This window comes from Flavobacterium turcicum (assembly GCF_011365745.1).
GTDB classification, from domain to species: domain Bacteria; phylum Bacteroidota; class Bacteroidia; order Flavobacteriales; family Flavobacteriaceae; genus Flavobacterium; species Flavobacterium turcicum.
Window position 1 is genome coordinate 655416 of the sequence record NZ_JAAOBY010000001.1, and the last position, 17894, is coordinate 673309.

A 17894-nucleotide genomic window follows, 5' to 3' on the forward strand; every position below is an offset into this window, starting at 1 on the left:
GAATGAATTTAAAAGTAAAGTTAAGTTTTTGGCAAATTATCAATATGAATGTTGGTTTTTTTGGCATTCAGTACAGTTTTGGTTTACAACAAAGCGCCGTAAACCCGATATACGACTTTTTACACGCTAGTCCTGATGAAATTCCAATTTTAAATCTTGCAGGTCCACTAACTGGCTTACTTATTCAACCTATTATTGGTGCTATGAGTGATAAAACCTGGCATCCAAGATGGGGCCGACGCAAACCTTACTTTTTTATCGGTGCTATCGTGTGCAGTTTGGCTTTGTTTTTATTTCCGTTTAGTAGTTCGCTTTGGATGGCGGCTGGTTTACTTTGGATTCTAGATGTAGGTAATAATACGGCAATGGAGCCATACCGTGCCTTTATAGCTGATACACTTAATGAGGAACAACAACCGATGGGTTTTCAAGCGCAAAGTTTTTTTACAGGCTTTGGGCAATTTCTAGCATATATTTCTTTGTTTTTATTTCCAATAGTTTTCGTGGGTTATACAGGATCATTACCCACCTGGATTTACGCCTCCTTTTTCCTAGGTGCGGTTTTATCAATTACTTCTATTTGGTGGAGTATGAGGAAAACGCAAGAAATTCCGCCAACTCAGGAAGAATTAGCAGCTTTGAAAGCTGAACCTCTAAACGTTTTTTCTCCTTTTATAGACATTTATAAAGCAGTTTTAGAAATGCCAAAAGTAATGTGGCAGCTGTTTTTGGTCTACCTTTTTCAATGGTATGCCATGATGTGTTATTGGCAAAATAACTCTAAAAGTATCGCACTTTCTGTATGGAATGTTACTCCAAGTAATCCCCAAGGATACGAAAAAGCGGTAGAGTGGAATGGTTTAATTGGTGCGTTTGGATTTATAGTGACTTTTTCAATCGCTTTTTATTTGGCCAAACTGGCTAAAAAACATGGAGCTAAAATGATTCATTTCGTTTGCTTATTGTTGGGTGCAGTTTCGCTTTTGTGCTTTCCTTTAGTACAAAACCAATATTTGTTTTTTGCGGTTGTAATTGGTTACGGAATTGCGTGGGCTAGCATGATGGGAATACCTTACTTGATGGTAGTAGCGGTTATTTCAAAAGAGCGATACGGTGTATATATGGGAATTATCAACATGATGATTGTGATACCAATGATCATTCAAAACGTTTCATTTGGATATGTTCTACGAAACTTTTTAGATAATGATCCTCGTCAGGCTATCACATTTGCAGGAGTTTTGCTAGTTCTAGCAGCATTATCTACTCTTTTAATTAAAGTTAATAAAAATAAGGCCTTAGAATAATACAACGATTTATATAATGAAGAAAATAGATATTCTCTGTGTGGGTGAAGTTCTGGTTGATTTTATTGGTCATCAAGAGAGTGTTATGATAAATGAGACCAGAGATTACCACCGATACTTAGGAGGTTCGCCTACTAATGTTGCTATGAATGCTACTCGATTGGGTTTAAATACCATAATGGTGGCTACAGTGGGTAAGGATGGTTTTGGGACATATATTGCAGAGCGCTTGAGTGAAGTAGGAGTAAACACCGATCATCTTTCTGTTTTAGATGACAAATCAACAAGTGTGATTTTTGTATCAAGGTCTGAAGGTACGCCTGATTTTATACCCTATCGCTCTGCTGATTGTTGTATTTATGAGGAACAAATTACCAAAGATATTTTGGCTAACACTAGTATTTTTCACACTACTTGTTTTGCCCTGAGTAAAAATCCAGCTCAAAAAACCATCCTGAAAAAAGCACAAGAAGCTTATGATTTGGGTTGTAAATTAAGCATCGATTTAAACTATGCGCGTAAGTTGTGGAAAAGCCAGAAAAAAGCGTTCAAAGTTATTGATGCGTATTGCCAATTTAATCCTTTGATTAAAATTAGCGAAGATGATATGTTACGACTTTTTGAAAAAGAATTGCCACACGAAGAAATTTTTAAATTTTTTCATGATAAAGGAGTCGATACCGTTTGCCTAACTTTAGGTAGTAAAGGGGTAAAACTTTCGCAAAAAGGTCATGAAATTATTCAAATGCCAGCTATTAAAATTGATAAAGTAATGGACTCCACTGGGGCAGGCGATGCTTTTTGGTCGGGTTTCTTATTTGCTTTCATCAAAGAAAAATCAACTCAAAAATGTTTAGATATTGCACTTAAACTTGCAGCTTTAAAATTACAAAATGTTGGTCGTTTGCCAGATAATATTAACATACTTTCAAAACTATTATAAATATTATGCAGCACAATAGTCCTACAATTAGCAACGGAGTAATGCTCAATGTTTATCCTGATAGTATTGGCGTAAAACTGAGTGATTCTATCTCCATGCTTAAGATGACGGAGTTCAAAGATGTTTTTTCGTTGCTCTACGTTTTGCCAACCTTTTTTAATAGTGATTTAGATCGCGGTTTTTCTATTATTGATTACGATATCAATAAAGAATTAGTATCTCCAAATGATTTAAAAGTATTGGAGGAACTCAATATTAAATTAAAATTCGATATCGTTCTAAATCACCTTTCCGTTGCGTCTCCGCAGTTCAAAGATCTTTTGCAACATGGAAAAGATTCCAAGTACAAAGATTTTTTTATTAATTGGAATGAGTTTTGGCAGCATGACGGCGATTTAAATGAGGAAGGAATCCGAATTCCGAAACCAGAATTTCTCAATAAATTATTCATGAGAAAGTCAGGTTTGCCTATTTTGAAAGTTCGTTTTCCTGATGGTTCTGATCAACCGTATTGGAACACTTTTTACCAGCAAATCACATACAATTCGATAACAACCGAAGATTTAGAATCGGTTCAAAATTTACCGCAGGAGCAATATAAGGATGTCTTGGCTGTAGCCAATGAAGGAATTGCAACACAACAAGACTTGGCTACTATTGATTTTAAAAATGCTGCTAATTTTAGCTCGCAAATTGTACAAATTATTGAGCAAAAGCGCTCTTACTTGGGGCAAATGGATGTTAATGGCGCTTCAGAATTGGTCTGGCAATTTTATAATGAAACCTTAGAAAAATTGAAGGATTATGGTTGTACGATTCTTCGTTTGGATGCTTTCGCTTACTTACACAAGCAAGTAGGTGAGTCTAATTTTTTCAATAAACCTGGCACTTGGGACTACTTAGAGCGCATCAACCAAATTGCTAAAAAAAATGATTTAATGCTTTTGCCAGAAATCCATGCGGAATATGGTTTGCATTTACATGACGAAGTAGCTGCCGAAGGCTATTATATTTATGATTTTTTCCTACCAGGACTCACGTTACACACCATCGAAAATAAAAATAGCGCAGCTTTAGTTCGATGGGCCAAAGAAATTGTTAGCAAAGGCTTTAAAACCGTGAACATGTTGGGTTGTCATGATGGAATTCCGGTTTTGGATTTAAAAGGAAAAGAAGTTGAAGGTGTTTACAATAAAGGGTTGCTTGAAGATGATGAAATCGAGTCGATCATGAATACCATTATGGAACGTGGTGGACGCGTTAAAAATCTATACGATCCATCAGGTAAAAAAATCTCATACTACCAAATCAATGCTACTTTTTATAGTGCCTTGGGCGAAGACGATCAAAAATTACTTTTGGCAAGAGCCATTCAAATGTTTGTTCCTGGAATTCCTCAAATATGGTATTTGGACATTTTTGCAGGCAAAAATAATTATGCAGCGGCTGATGCAGGCGGAAGTGCCGGTCACAAAGAAATTAACCGAACTACGATTACATTGGATGAGGTTAACGAAGGTTTGAAAACTACTGTTGTCCAAAAACAACTTGAAATCATTCGTTTACGAAATACCGCTCTTGCCTTTTCAGGACAAGTGCAAATAGACGAATCTGATGCTACAAAAATTGATATTAAATGGGTAAAAGATCAATCTGTTGCTCATTTAAAAGCTGATTTGACAACACTTCAATTTAGTATTCATCACCACGAAAATGAAGTGAATCGTATTTTAAATTTTTAATTAATTCCACAATAATCCAAACGGCAAGATGAAAAAAAGCACGATAAAATTAGCCATGTTTCTCAATTATTTTGTGTTTGCGATCTTGCTTAATAGCGTGGGAATCGTGATTTTAAAAGCACAATCCAATTATGGTGTTGATGAGGTGCAGGCTAGTGCTTTGGAAGCTTTTAAGGATTTGCCAATTGCAATAGTCTCGTTTTTTATTGCTTCCTTTTTACCTAGAATAGGCTATAAAAAAGCCATGCTTATTGGTCTAGCCTTGGTAACAATGGCGTGTATTGGAATGTATTTTGGAAATTCATTTGCTGCAGCAAAAATTTTATTTGCCACAGTAGGCGTTTCTTTTGCATTGATCAAAGTTTCGGTGTATTCCTTAATTGGTACCATTACAGATAATCAAAAAGAACACAACAGTTTAATGAGTAGTATTGAAGGCGTTTTCATGATTGGTATTGCCTTGGCTTACTTTCTGTTTCCAGCCTTTAATTCTGCAACCAATCCTGATGCATGGCTTAATGTGTATTGGTTATTGGCTGGTAGTGCGCTACTCTCGTTTGTTTTTTTGTTTCTCGCCAAGTTTGAAAATCCAAAAGAAATAGCAGGTGTTAATCTTGCTGATGATTTTAAACAAATGTTCCAATTGTTAGCTAAACTATTGACCATTGTTTTTGTAATTAGCGCCTTTTTGTTTGTCATGATTGAGCAGGGAATCATGTCTTGGTTGCCTACCTTTAATAACAAAGTGCTTCATTTGCCAGAAAATATTAGTATCATGATGGCCAGTATTCTGGCGGTTTCGTTAGCAGTTGGTCGTTTATTGGCAGGTTTTTTAACTCAAAAAATAGATTGGATTTGGGTACTAAGTTCTTGCATTGTTTGCGCCATGTTGATTGTAATTTTTGTTTTACCCAAAGCTGTTGGCTTGCGGGTAAATGAAGTGACAAGTTTAGGCGATATCCCGTTAATTGGTTTTGCATTTCCACTCGTAGGATTATTTATCGCGCCTATTTATCCGTTATTAAATTCGGTTGTTTTGAGTGCTTTGCCAAAAAGTTTGCATAGCTCCATGACGGGTTTAATTGTTGTTTTTTCAGCACTTGGCGGCACCTTAGGCTCCAGAGTGATTGGATATTTATTTAAAAATCAAGGGCCAGAAAATGCGTTTTATTACACATTAATTCCCATGGCTTTGCTTTTGATTTCATTTTTCATTTTAAAAAAATTAACGGTTAGGTCATGAAAATCTTATTGAATGTTGATCAGGTATTTAGTGCTTTATTAGAACAAGAAGATACCGATAAGGATAAAAAAATAACCAAAGACGATACTGGTCCGAAACGATTTGTATTGGTTGATGAAATTACGAAAAGTGAAATTGTCATTGAGGGTACCTATCATTTATCTAATTTACTGCAAGAGTTAGCGGAGCTAAAAAGCGTAAAGTCTGTTTTGGGAGAAGTAGATCTCAATCGAATTCAAGAGGATGCGGTAGAACGTATTTCAAGAAAAATTCGTGACGATTATTGGAATGAATTAACCCGAACTATTGATAAAAAAGGGTTGACTCAAATTCTTGAAGATGAAAAAACTTCTAGTGCTTTAGCAACGCTTTATGTAGCAGCTACTGATCCTCAAGGGGTAGCTTATTTTAAAGATTTGGAAAGTAAGTTTTCTAATTTTCAAGTAACTGTTTTGCCTGAAGGATATTCAGCCGAGCATGTTGCAACTTTAGATAAAAGTCCCGGTATTTTGGCGCTTGCTTTACAGCAAAAATTATACAGTTTACAAGGCGTTCCTTTTGTTGTTCCTGGTGGTCGATTCAACGAAATGTACGGTTGGGATAGTTATTTTATTGGTGTAGGTTTACTCATTGACAATCATTTTGAGAAGGCAATTGCAATAGCAGACAATTTTCAATACCAGATAAAACATTACGGTAAAATACTAAATGCTAACCGAAGTTATTACCTAACTCGCACGCAACCTCCTTTGTATTCTTCATTGTTACTCGACATCGCACAAAAACGGGCCGTACCTAAAGACTGGTTGCGCTCTCACCTTGAGACAGTCATTTTAGAGTACGATTCAGTTTGGATGGTGCAGGGAAATCGGCTTACAACAACAGGTTTAAATCGGTACAAAGCTGATGGCGTTGGAATGCCTTTTGAGGTAGAGCCGGGTCATTTTGATGATATTTTAGAACCATATGCCAAAAAATACGGCTTGCCGATTCGCGAATTCGAGCAAAAATATTTAGAACGTACCTTAGTTGATAAAGATTTGGATGAGTACTTTGTTCACGATCGCAGTATGAGAGAGAGCGGGCATGACACTACTACTAGGTTTATCAATACCTGCGCCAACTTGAATTCGGTTGACGTCAATAGTTTTTTATATAAATACGAAAAAGATATTGCCCACTTGATTGCTACTCATTTTGAAGGTGTTTTTGAAACTGCTTCGGTTGTTTATACCACAGATGATTGGGAACAGAAAGCACATTTCCGAAAAGAAAAAATGAATGAGCTTTGCTGGAACGAAGTTGCGGGAATGTTTTTTGATTACGATTTTGTCAATAAAAAGCAATTCCCGTTTGAGTCAGCTACTACATTTTTTCCGCTATGGGCAGGTTTGTGCACTCAGGAGCAAGCCAAGCAATTAGTAGAGGTAGCGCTCCCGCAGTTTTTACAAACGGGCGGAATTTCAGGAAGTACAAAAGCAAGTAGCGCGAACCTTTCGGCAGATGCTCCACAACGACAATGGGATTATCCTTTTGGCTGGGCACCGCATCAAATGTTGCTTTGGGAAGGATTATTACGTTACGGTTACCGCGAAAAAGCCAAAGAAATGGTGTACCGTTGGCTTTGGTTGATTACTAAAAATGCCGTCGATTACAATGGTACCATTCCTGAAAAATTTGATTTAGAAATTAGTTCCCACAAGGTTTTTGCTGAATATGGTAATGTAGGAACCGAATTTAATTACATCGCTAAAGAAGGTTTTGGATGGGTTAATGCCTCCTATCAATACGGTTTGCAAATTTTAACTCCAGCCATGCGTGCCGATTTAAGTAAACTCATTTCGCCAGATGTGCTTTTTAAATAAATCGTATTTTGTAATTGCAATCTATTTTTTCATAACTTTATGATTCACTAAATGAATAAGTTATGACAGTTGATCAAATTTTAAGCAGCAAAGGGAAAGAAGTGATTTCTATCCTATCGACTAATACGGTTTATGAAGCACTCACTGTGATGAGTGAAAAAAACATTGGTGCTATTCTGATAATTGAAGATGCCGTTTTAAAAGGAATCCTATCAGAGCGTGATTATGCTCGAAAAATTGTTCTAAAAGATAAGTCGTCTAAAAAAACCTTAGTGAGTGAAATTATGGAAACCACGGTTATCACGGTACAACCTTCAGATAATTTAGATTATTGCATGGAGTTAATGAGCAGTAAACGTATTCGACATTTGCCTGTTATTGAAAATCAAATTGTGATAGGGCTGATATCCATTAGTGATGTGGTGAAAGCCATCATCGAAATCCAAAAAGACACCATCAATCATTTGAATACCTACATCTCACAGTAGATCTCATACAAAATTATCAAAATTAGCTTCTGTAATCAGAGGCTTTTTTTATTTTTAAGACGTGTTAATCACGCATTTTTAGAAAAGAATAGGATAAAAGCTGACTTTTTAAACCAAGTCTTCTATCTTTGTAGGCTAGAATAAAATCTAAAAAAAATGGACAAAAATAGTAGAAGAAAAGAAGCATTATTATACCACGCGAAACCAACGCCTGGAAAAATTCAAGTAGTTCCTACAAAGAAATATGCAACACAAAGAGACCTATCGTTGGCCTATTCTCCGGGTGTAGCAGAGCCTTGTTTAGAGATTGCAAAAGACATTAATAACGTTTATAAATACACAGCAAAAGGAAATCTTGTAGCAGTAATTACCAATGGTACTGCGGTTTTAGGGCTTGGGGATATTGGTCCCGAAGCATCAAAACCTGTAATGGAAGGAAAAGGTTTGTTGTTTAAAATTTTTGCTGATATCGATGTTTTCGACATTGAAATTGGGACAAAAGATATCGAAGAGTTTATCCAAACTGTAAAAAACATTGCCCCAACTTTTGGAGGTATCAACCTTGAGGATATTAAAGCTCCAGAGTCGTTTGAAATTGAACGTCGTTTGGTTGAAGAATTGAATATTCCGGTAATGCATGATGACCAACACGGTACCGCTATCATTTCATCTGCGGCTTTGTTAAACGCTTTGGAATTAGCAGGTAAAAATGCTGAGGATGTGAAAATGGTCGTTTCTGGTGCGGGTTCAGCTGCATTGGCGTGTGCTGATTTGTACGTTCTTTTGGGTGTAAAAGTCGAAAATATTTTAATGTTCAATAGTAAAGGTTTATTAACCAAAGACAATCCAAGTTTATCTGAATTGCAATTGAAATACGCAAAAGATATACCGTCGATGTCATTAGCAGAAGCTTTGGTAGGATCGGATATTTTCTTGGGTTTATCAACAGGAGGTTTAATGTCGCCTGAAATGTTGTTGACCATGGCAGATAATCCAATTGTTTTTGCAATGGCCAATCCAGATCCTGAAATTGATTACAATGTTGCCATCGCTACCCGCAAAGATGTAATTATGGCCACAGGAAGATCTGATTTTCCTAATCAAGTAAATAACGTTCTTGGGTTTCCTTACATTTTTAGAGGAGCTTTAGACGTGCGTGCTACAAAAATTAACGAAGCGATGAAAATGGCTGCCGTAAAAGCTTTAGCGCTTTTGGCAAAAGAGTCGGTTCCAGAGCAAGTAAATGTGGCTTATGGCGCTACAAAATTAGTTTTTGGTCGCGATTATATTATTCCTAAACCATTTGATCCCCGTTTGATCTCGATTGTGGCACCGGCTGTAGCCAAAGCTGCTATGGAATCAGGTGTAGCGCTTAACCCGATAACAGATTGGAAAAAGTACGAAGACGAATTGAATGATCGTTTGGGTAACGACAATAAAATGGTGCGTTTGATTACCAATCGCGCTAAAATGGATCCAAAACGAATTGTATTTGCAGAAGCAGATCATTTGGATGTATTAAAAGCAGCTCAAATTGTACACGAAGAAGGTATTGGTTTCCCAATTCTTCTAGGAAACAAAGAAATTATTCTAGAGTTGAAAGAAGAAATTGGCTTTGATGCTGATGTTGAAATCATTGATCCAAAAATCAATGAAGAAAAAGAACGTAGAAATCAGTTTGCAAACACCTACTGGTCTTCAAGACAAAGACGAGGTATTTCGTTACTTGATGCTCAAAAATTAATGCGTGAGCGTAACTATTTTGCAGCAATGATGGTTAATGAAGGCGAAGCTGATGCTTTGGTTACGGGGCATTCAAGAAGTTATCCATCGGTTGTAAAACCAATGATGCAATTAATTGATAAAGCGCCTGGTGCATCAATCATTGCAACTACAAATATGATGATGACGGCACGTGGACCAATGTTCTTGGCCGATACGGCAATTAACATCAACCCTTCGGCTGATGATTTGGCTAAGATTGCAGTAATGACCGCTAAAACAGCTAAGATGTTTGGTGTAGAGCCTGTAATTGCTATGGTTTCGTTCTCTAATTTTGGATCGTCACCAAGTGATAGTGCAGCAAAAGTGCGCGAGGCGGTAGCTTATCTTCATAAAAATCATCCAGACATGATTGTTGATGGTGAAATTCAAGTAGATTTTGCACTTAATCCAGATATGCTTTCAGCTAAATTTCCGTTTTCTAAATTAGCAGGAAAAAAAGTAAATACTTTGATTTTTCCTAACTTAGATTCAGCAAACATTACTTATAAATTGTTGAAAGAATTGAATAAGTCTGACTCTATCGGGCCAATCATGCTAGGAATGGGTAAACCAGTTCACATTTTCCAGCTTGGTGCAAGTGTAGAAGAAATGGTTAATATGGCTGCAATTGCAGTTATTGATGCACAAGAAAAAGAGCTAAAAAAGAGCAAATCCAATACAATTAAATAAGCACCAAATAATTAGCATCTGTTAAAGTGCCGTTTTCGGTGCAAACAGATGCTAATTTTTTTATATTTGACACAATTTTTAAACCGTCATGATAGCACATTTACAAGGGAAACTAGTCGAAAAGTCGGCAACACACGTAATAATCGACTGTGGCGGCGTGGGCTACCATGTTAATATTTCGTTGCATACCTATTCTTTACTGCCAACTAATGATTTAATCAAGCTGTATACGCATTTGCAAATTAAGGAAGATGCGCATACGCTTTTTGGTTTTATGGAAAAATCAGAGCGCGAAATTTTCAGACTTTTATTATCTGTTTCCGGAATTGGTGCTGGTATTGCACGCACGATGCTTTCCTCATTAAATCCCAAACAAATTACAAATGCTATCGCTTCTGGTGATGTAGGAACCATTCAATCTATTAAAGGAATTGGTAGCAAAACAGCCCAACGTGTGATCCTTGATTTAAAAGAAAAAGTACTCAAATTGTTTGATTTAGACGAAGTTTCAATGTCGCAAAGCAATACAAATCGTGATGAAGCGTTATCAGCTTTGGAGGTGTTGGGATTTGTGCGTAAAAGTGCTGAAAAAGTCATCGAAAAAATTGTTAAGGATGACCCCGAAGCTTCTGTAGAATCCATTATCAAACAAGCGTTAAAAAACCTATAATAGTAGTCAAGAAACTAGCGATATATGCATAAAATTTGTACTTTTTTACTTGTTTTATTTTGTGGATTTTCAGTTCATTCTCAAGTAGAACAAGTGGCTCAGGATACAGTTAAAACTGGGTTTTCTGTTGGAAAAATTCAATTAAAAAACCCACCAAGTATTCGTTCTGCTTACACCTATGATCCTGTTACAGATCGTTATGTTTATACAAGTTCTTTAGACGGTTTGTCTATAAATTATCCCATTTTTTTAACACCAAAAGAATACGAAAAATTGGTTTTAAAGGAATCAATGCGGGATTATTTTAAGAAAAAAGTTGACGCTATTGATGGTAAAAAAGAAGGTAGCGACTTAGCTAAAAAAGATCTTTTGCCTCGATACTACGTTAAATCAGGCTTATTTGAATCTATTTTTGGTAGCAACACCATCGATGTTAGGCCTACTGGTTCTATCGAAATGGATCTAGGAATGCGTTACACAAAACAAGACAATCCTTCGTTTTCGCCTAGAAACAGATCTAATTTATCTTTTGATTTTGATCAACGTATTAGCATGAGTTTAATGGGTAAAGTAGGAACCCGATTGAATGTAAATGCCAATTACGATACGCAATCTACTTTTGCTTTTCAAAACTTAATTAAACTTGATTACGCTCCAACCGAAGACGATATTATTCAAAAAATAGAAGTGGGTAACGTGAGTATGCCACTTAACAGTTCCTTAATTCGTGGCGCACAAAGTTTGTTCGGGGTAAAAACCCAATTGCAATTTGGTAAAACTACGGTAACGGGTGTATTCTCTGAGCAAAAATCACAAACCAAAAGCTTAGTAGCTCAAGGCGGTGGTACGATTGAAGATTTTGAAATGTTTGCCTTAGATTATGATAGTGACAGGCATTTCTTTTTATCGCAATACTTTAGAAATAGATATGATAAAGCTTTAGCAAATTATCCATTTATTGACAGTAGGGTACAAATTTCGAGAATAGAAGTTTGGGTAACCAATAGGCAAAATAGAGTAACTACTACCAATAATAACTTACGTAATATTATCGCGTTACAAGATTTAGGAGAAGGGCAGTTGTCTGACACACCCGATACTGAAGTAGTAGTTTTAAATCCATCAACAGGAATCTTTAATAATCCTGTAGATACGCCTGCTGACAACACAAACAATGATTACGACCCTGCACAAATTAATGCAGGAACGGGTTTGTTGAATCCAAATATTCGTGAAATTGCTACAGCCAATTCTGGTTTTAACACAACTGTAAACGAAGGACAAGACTACTCCAAACTTGAAAATGCTCGAAAATTAAATCCAAACGAATATACCTTTAACCCGCAATTAGGTTTTATCTCCTTGCAGCAACGTTTGGCAAATGATGAGGTTTTAGCAGTAGCCTATCAATATACAATTGGTGATCAAGTGTACCAAGTTGGGGAGTTTGGTAATGATGGTGTAGATGCTACCGTAGTTACGGGGAATACGCCTGCAACACAAGCTATTATTTCGCAAAGTTTGATTTTGAAAATGCTGAAAAGCAATTTGACAAACGTGACCAACCCGGTTTGGAATTTGATGATGAAAAATATTTATCAAATTCAGGGAGGGTATCAACTTACTCAAGAGGATTTTAGATTCAACATTTTATACACAGATCCGTCACCATTAAATTATATTACAGAAGCGAATGGAACTCCATTTCCTGCAAATCCAACAGCTGAAAACAAAGTAGCAGAAACACCATTATTAAAAGTATTTAATTTAGATAAATTAAATTACAATAACGATCCTCAAACAGGCGGAGATGGTTTTTTTGACTTCTTACCGGGACTAACAATTGATGCACAAAATGGTCGTATCATGTTTAGTACCAAAGAGCCTTTTGGAGAATTACTTTTCAAAAAATTATCCAATCCGAATAGTGGTGAAAACTACAGCAATCCTACAACTTATAATGAAAACCAACGCAAATATGTTTTTAGAAGCATGTATCGCAGTACGCAAGCAGGCGCTTTACAAGACAGTGATAAAAATAAATTTTTATTACGCGGTAAATACAAATCTAATGGAAACGACGGAATTCCTATTGGTGCCTTAAACGTTCCTCAAGGATCAGTAGTGGTAACCGCCGCTGGACGAGTATTGGTTGAAGGTGTAGATTATAGTGTGAATTATCAATTTGGTAGAGTACAAATTTTAGATCCAACCTTATCAAATACACCGATTGAAGTTTCATTAGAAAACAATTCTATATTTGGTCAGCAAACCAGACGATTTATGGGATTTAATGTGGAGCATAAAATTTCTGAGAATTTTGTAGTAGGCGGTACTTTCTTAAAAATGTCAGAGCGTCCTTTTACACAAAAATCAAGTTTTGGTCAGGAGTCAGTAAACAATACCATTTTCGGTTTTAATACCAATTTTTCAACTGAGGTGCCGTTCTTTACACGATTAGTAAACAAACTACCAAATATTGATACTGATGTTCCTTCAAATTTATCTATAAGAGGTGAAGTTGCTTTCTTAAGACCAGACACTCCAAAGGCTGATCAATTTGAGGGCGAATCTACCATTTACGTAGATGATTTTGAAGGCTCACAATCTACCATTGATTTAAGGTCGCCTTTTGCTTGGAGTTTGGCCTCAGTGCCAGAGCGTAATACAGCAAGTCGTTATGATTTTGGCGGAAACGCTACCGATTTAAGGTATGGTTTCAAGAGAGCAAAGTTGGCTTGGTATGCTATTGACCCAATTTTTTACACCCAAAAACCCGCAGGTATATCAGATGATGATTTATCCTTTAATAAAACCCGTCGTATTTTTAGTAGAGAATTATATCCTCTTACTGATATCGCTCAAGGGCAAACACAAGTTATAAATACTTTAGATTTAACTTATTTTCCAACAGAGCGAGGACCGTACAACAATGATTCAAATTTTGCTACTAATCCAAGTGACAACTTTGGGGGAATCATGCGCTCTTTAAATTCCACCAATTTTGAACAAGGAAATGTAGAGTACATTCAGTTTTGGATTCTAGATCCATACGTTGGTAATGGCCCTGCACCACAGTCTAATTCAGGAAAAATTTATTTTAACTTAGGTGAAATTTCCGAAGATATTCTTAAAGATGGTCGTAAGCAATATGAGAACGGTTTAGGTACTGATCAACTTTTGGTAAACCCGAGACCTATTTGGGGAGACGTACCAGCATCACAATCTTTAATTTATGCTTTTGATACCAATACAGCCAATAGAAGAATTCAAGATATTGGGTTAGACGGTCTATCGAATGATTTAGAAGCTCAAGTGTATACTAATTTTGCATCTGAGCTTGATCCTGCTGCTGATGATTACCGTTTTTATTTGAATGCTAACGGTGGCATTATTGATCGCTACAAACAATACAACGGTACTGATGGCAACTCTGCTGTAGATATCAACGATGCTAACCGTGGTGCTACAGCTGCTCCTGATGTTGAAGATATTAATCGTGACAATACAATGAATACCATAAATGCTTATTATGAGTACAGTATAGATGTACAGCCGGGTATGCAGATTGGTCAAAATTACATCACAGATATTCGTAACACACAAGAAACTTTACCAAACGGTTCTACAACTGTGGCACGATGGATACAGTTTAAAATTCCGGTTTCCCAGCCAGAAAATACAATTGGAAGCATTTCTGATTTTAGATCAATACGTTTTATGAGAATGTTCATGACGGGTTTTAATGAAGAAGTTACCGTTCGTTTTGGAGCGCTAGATTTAGTTCGAGGAGAATGGAGAAGGTACACTAATACACTTGACTTTAATGATACCAATCTTGCTGACGATAATACCATTTTAGATGTTTTGGCGGTAAATGTCCAAGAAAATAACGAGAGATGCCCAATTAATTATGTAGTTCCACCGGGAGTACAAAGGGAGCAATTGTTTAATAACAATACCATCATCAACCAAAACGAACAATCGTTGGCATTACGAGTTTCGGGTAATGGATTAGAGCCACAAGATTCAAGAGCGGTTTTTAAAAACGTAAGTATTGACATGCGTCAGTTCAATAAACTTAAAATGTTTTTACACGCAGAGTCTTTACCGGGTGAGATTAGTTTGCAAGATGGCCAAATGAGTGGTTTCATTCGTTTTGGAAACGATTTTAATCAAAACTTTTATCAAGTAGAGATCCCTTTAAAAGTTACACTTCCAAATGGGGTATCTAATTCTGATTGTACACCCTTAAACGCAGAGGCTGTTTGGCCTACAGAAAACGAAATTGACTTACCACTAGATTTATTGACCAAGTTGAAAATTTTGGCCATGAGTATTGATCCTACAACTTTACCACTTGATGGGGTTTATTATCCTGACTTAGATCCTTCAAAACCTGATGGTGATGGTAGCGCTAATTTGCGAATTGGTATTAAAGGGAATCCAAATTTTGGATTGGTACGCACCCTAATGGTAGGGGTTAAAAACAATGATTTACGAAACGATATTCAAGGCGAGGTTTGGTTTAACGAATTGCGCTTGGCTGATATGGATAACAAAGGCGGGATGGCAGCGGTACTTAATATAGATACTAATTTTGCTGATTTTGCAACTGTTTCGGCTAGCGGACGAAAAAGTACAATTGGCTTTGGTACTTTAGAGCAAGGACCTAACGAACGCAGCCGCGAAGATGTACAACAGTACAATATAGTTACTAATGTAAATATGGGTAAATTGCTTCCGCAAAAATGGGGAGTGAATTTACCATTTAATTATGCGGTTGGCGAGGAAACTATTACGCCTGAGTACGATCCTTTTAACCAAGATATCAGATTAAAACAACTGATTGCCGAAACGCCTGAACAAAACAAAAAAGACAACATTCGCAACCGTGCCATTGATTATACCAAACGCACTAGTATCAATTTTATTGGAGTTCGAAAAGAGCGTCAAGCGGAGCAAAAACAACGTGTATATGACATCGAAAATTTTACTTTTTCGCAATCGTATAATGAAGTAGAGCGTCATGATTTTGAAATAGAAGAGTATGTTGATCAACAAGCTAACTCATCTATTGATTATTCTTATGCGTTCAAATCAAAACCTGTTGAGCCTTTCAAGAAAAATAAAATGATGCAAAAAAGCAATTATTGGAAAATGTTGAGTGATTTCAATTTCAATTATTTGCCTTCTACAATCAACTTTAATACTAATATCAACAGGCAATACAACCGTCAACAATTTAGACAAGTAGAAGTAGAGGGTATCGGTCTAGATCCATTGTACCGACGTAACTTTGCTTTCAATTATCAATACGGTTTTAATTATAATTTGACTAAGGCATTAAAACTAAACTACACCGCATCGTCAAGTAATATTGTCAAAAATTATCTTAATGAAAATAACGAACCGATTGACAGTTTCACGATCTGGGATAGTTATTGGGATATGGGTGATCCTAATCAGCACCTGCAACAGTTGGTTTTAAATTATGAAATCCCAATTAATAAAATTCCGCTGTTTGGTTTTGTAAAAGCGAATTATACCTATACCGGTGATTACAGTTGGCAGCGTACCTCAAATGCGTTGTCACAAATTAGTATTGACGGACAGGATTTTAATTTAGGAAACACGATTCAAAATGCAGCATCTCATAATATTAACGGAACGTTCAATATGGAGACGCTTTATAAGTATTTGGGTTTGTCTAAAACAGCCAAAAAACCAGTTGCTAAACCTAAAACAGCTATTCCTAAACCTGGAGAAAAAATTGTTAATACAGCTCCAAATGTTGCCGATAAAAAGAGTCCATTTGTAGATGGTTTACTAGGGATTTTAACCAGTGTAAAAAATATTCAAGTAAATTACACGCACAATAGCGGAACTGTTTTACCAGGATACACACCAGGAGTTGGGTTTTTGGGTTCGTCTAGACCATCACTTGGGTTTATTTTTGGAAGCCAAGATGATGTTCGTTTTGAGGCAGCTAAGAATGGTTGGTTAACCACATACCAAGATTTTAATCAAAATTACAGCCAAGTCACTAATAAGGTTTTAAAGGCTACAGCCAATGTTGATTTGTTTCCAGATTTTAAAATTGATTTAACATTAGATAGGTCTTATTCGGATAATTTCTCAGAGCAATATGATGTTTCAAATGGGATATATAATGCAAGATCTCCATACAATACAGGGATTTTTTCAATTTCTACGGTGTTGATAAAAACTTCTTTTGCAACTAGCGATCAAAATAATTCTAGTGCATTTGATGATTTTAGAGCCAATAGGTTAACAGTAGCGAATCGTTTGGCTACTGAGCGAGGCATCGATATTAATAATCCAATTAATATTGATCCAGAAGGGTTTCCTAGAGGGTTTGGTAAAAATAATCAAGCAGTATTATTGCCAGCTTTCTTGGCAGCTTACAGTGGTGGCAATGCGACTGATGTTTCTTTGGGAATTTTTAGAAGTTTTCCAATACCAAACTGGGCCATTAAGTACAACGGATTGATGCGTTATGAAACTTTCAAGAAAGCTTTTAAACGTTTTTCATTGCAACACAATTACCGTGCATCTTATACAATCAATGCTTTTCGATCTAATTTTGAGTTTGATAAAGATCCTGCCGGTTTAGATGCCAGCGGAAACTTTTTTAACAAAACGATCATGTCTAATATCAACTTGGTCGAGCAATTCAATCCATTAGTTCGTATGGATTTTGAGTTGAAAAGTTCGTTAAAAATTCTAACTGAAATTAAAAAAGATCGCGCTTTGTCAATGAGTTTTGATAACAATTTATTGACAGAAGTTAAAGGTGTAGAGTATGTTGTAGGGCTTGGATATCGTTTTAAAGATGTAATATTCTCATCGCGCTTGGCTGATAATCCTACCGGAATCATCAAAAGTGATATCAATTTAACCGCCGATGTAACTTATAGAAACAATGAGACATTGGTGCGCTACTTGGATTACGACAACAATCAATTAGCAGGAGGGCAAAATATTTGGACAATCAAGCTTAAAGCGGATTATGCATTTAGTAAAAACCTAACCGCTATTTTCTATTACGATCACTCGTTTTCTAAAGCGGTAATTTCAACTGCATTTCCATTAACAAACATTAGATCTGGATTTACACTCCGATATAATTTTGGAAATTAATTTTTGAAATCTGATCAA

9 protein-coding genes are annotated in these 17894 nt (G+C 36.2%); all 9 read left to right on the plus strand.

What is annotated here, in order from left to right; all coding sequences use genetic code 11:
• Positions 1 to 2 precede the first annotated feature (2 nt).
• The 9 genes from G9Q29_RS02850 (at position 3) to sov (ending at position 17876) form a co-directional block, all read left to right on the plus strand.
• Positions 3 to 1307, plus strand: coding sequence for an MFS transporter (locus G9Q29_RS02850; protein ID WP_166133078.1), 1305 nt, complete (start codon positions 3 to 5; stop codon positions 1305 to 1307).
• A gap of 16 nt (positions 1308 to 1323) precedes the next feature.
• On the plus strand, positions 1324 to 2250 hold the full coding sequence (locus tag G9Q29_RS02855) for a carbohydrate kinase family protein (protein WP_166133080.1): 927 nt from the start codon (positions 1324 to 1326) through the stop codon (positions 2248 to 2250).
• Positions 2251 to 2255: 5 nt separating this feature from the next.
• Positions 2256 to 3992 (plus strand): alpha-amylase family glycosyl hydrolase, encoded by a 1737-nt coding sequence (locus G9Q29_RS02860; RefSeq protein ID WP_166133082.1) that lies wholly within the window; start codon positions 2256 to 2258, stop codon positions 3990 to 3992.
• A gap of 28 nt (positions 3993 to 4020) precedes the next feature.
• Positions 4021 to 5235: an MFS transporter gene (locus tag G9Q29_RS02865; protein ID WP_166133084.1), complete on the plus strand. Its 1215-nt coding sequence runs from the start codon at positions 4021 to 4023 to the stop codon at positions 5233 to 5235.
• Positions 5232 to 7100: a trehalase family glycosidase gene (locus G9Q29_RS02870; protein ID WP_166133086.1), complete on the plus strand. Its 1869-nt coding sequence runs from the start codon at positions 5232 to 5234 to the stop codon at positions 7098 to 7100. Before G9Q29_RS02865 ends, G9Q29_RS02870 begins: the two co-directional genes overlap by 4 nt.
• A gap of 62 nt (positions 7101 to 7162) precedes the next feature.
• A complete protein-coding gene (locus tag G9Q29_RS02875) occupies positions 7163 to 7588 on the plus strand; it encodes a CBS domain-containing protein (protein ID WP_166133088.1) in 426 nt (141 codons plus the stop codon).
• A 156-nt stretch (positions 7589 to 7744) separates the two neighbouring features.
• The gene (locus G9Q29_RS02880) at positions 7745 to 10042 is read left to right on the plus strand and encodes an NADP-dependent malic enzyme (protein WP_166133090.1); all 2298 of its coding nucleotides are present in this window, start codon (positions 7745 to 7747) and stop codon (positions 10040 to 10042) included.
• 88 nt (positions 10043 to 10130) lie between these two features.
• Positions 10131 to 10712, plus strand: a complete 582-nt coding sequence (ruvA, locus tag G9Q29_RS02885; protein ID WP_166133092.1) for a Holliday junction branch migration protein RuvA — start codon at positions 10131 to 10133, stop codon at positions 10710 to 10712.
• 24 nt (positions 10713 to 10736) lie between these two features.
• Positions 10737 to 17876: a T9SS outer membrane translocon Sov/SprA gene (gene sov, locus G9Q29_RS02890; protein ID WP_166133093.1), complete on the plus strand. Its 7140-nt coding sequence runs from the start codon at positions 10737 to 10739 to the stop codon at positions 17874 to 17876.
• Positions 17877 to 17894: the final 18 nt, after the last annotated feature.

Coding starts and splice junctions, on each gene's coding strand:
- G9Q29_RS02850 (WP_166133078.1), top strand. CDS start 3: ATGAATTTAAAAGTAAAGTTAAGTTTTTGGCAAATTATCAATATGAAT.
- G9Q29_RS02865 (WP_166133084.1), top strand. CDS start 4,021: ATGAAAAAAAGCACGATAAAATTAGCCATGTTTCTCAATTATTTTGTG.
- G9Q29_RS02870 (WP_166133086.1), top strand. CDS start 5,232: ATGAAAATCTTATTGAATGTTGATCAGGTATTTAGTGCTTTATTAGAA.
- G9Q29_RS02860 (WP_166133082.1), top strand. CDS start 2,256: ATGCAGCACAATAGTCCTACAATTAGCAACGGAGTAATGCTCAATGTT.
- G9Q29_RS02880 (WP_166133090.1), top strand. CDS start 7,745: ATGGACAAAAATAGTAGAAGAAAAGAAGCATTATTATACCACGCGAAA.
- G9Q29_RS02875 (WP_166133088.1), top strand. CDS start 7,163: ATGACAGTTGATCAAATTTTAAGCAGCAAAGGGAAAGAAGTGATTTCT.
- ruvA (WP_166133092.1), top strand. CDS start 10,131: ATGATAGCACATTTACAAGGGAAACTAGTCGAAAAGTCGGCAACACAC.
- G9Q29_RS02855 (WP_166133080.1), top strand. CDS start 1,324: ATGAAGAAAATAGATATTCTCTGTGTGGGTGAAGTTCTGGTTGATTTT.
- sov (WP_166133093.1), top strand. CDS start 10,737: ATGCATAAAATTTGTACTTTTTTACTTGTTTTATTTTGTGGATTTTCA.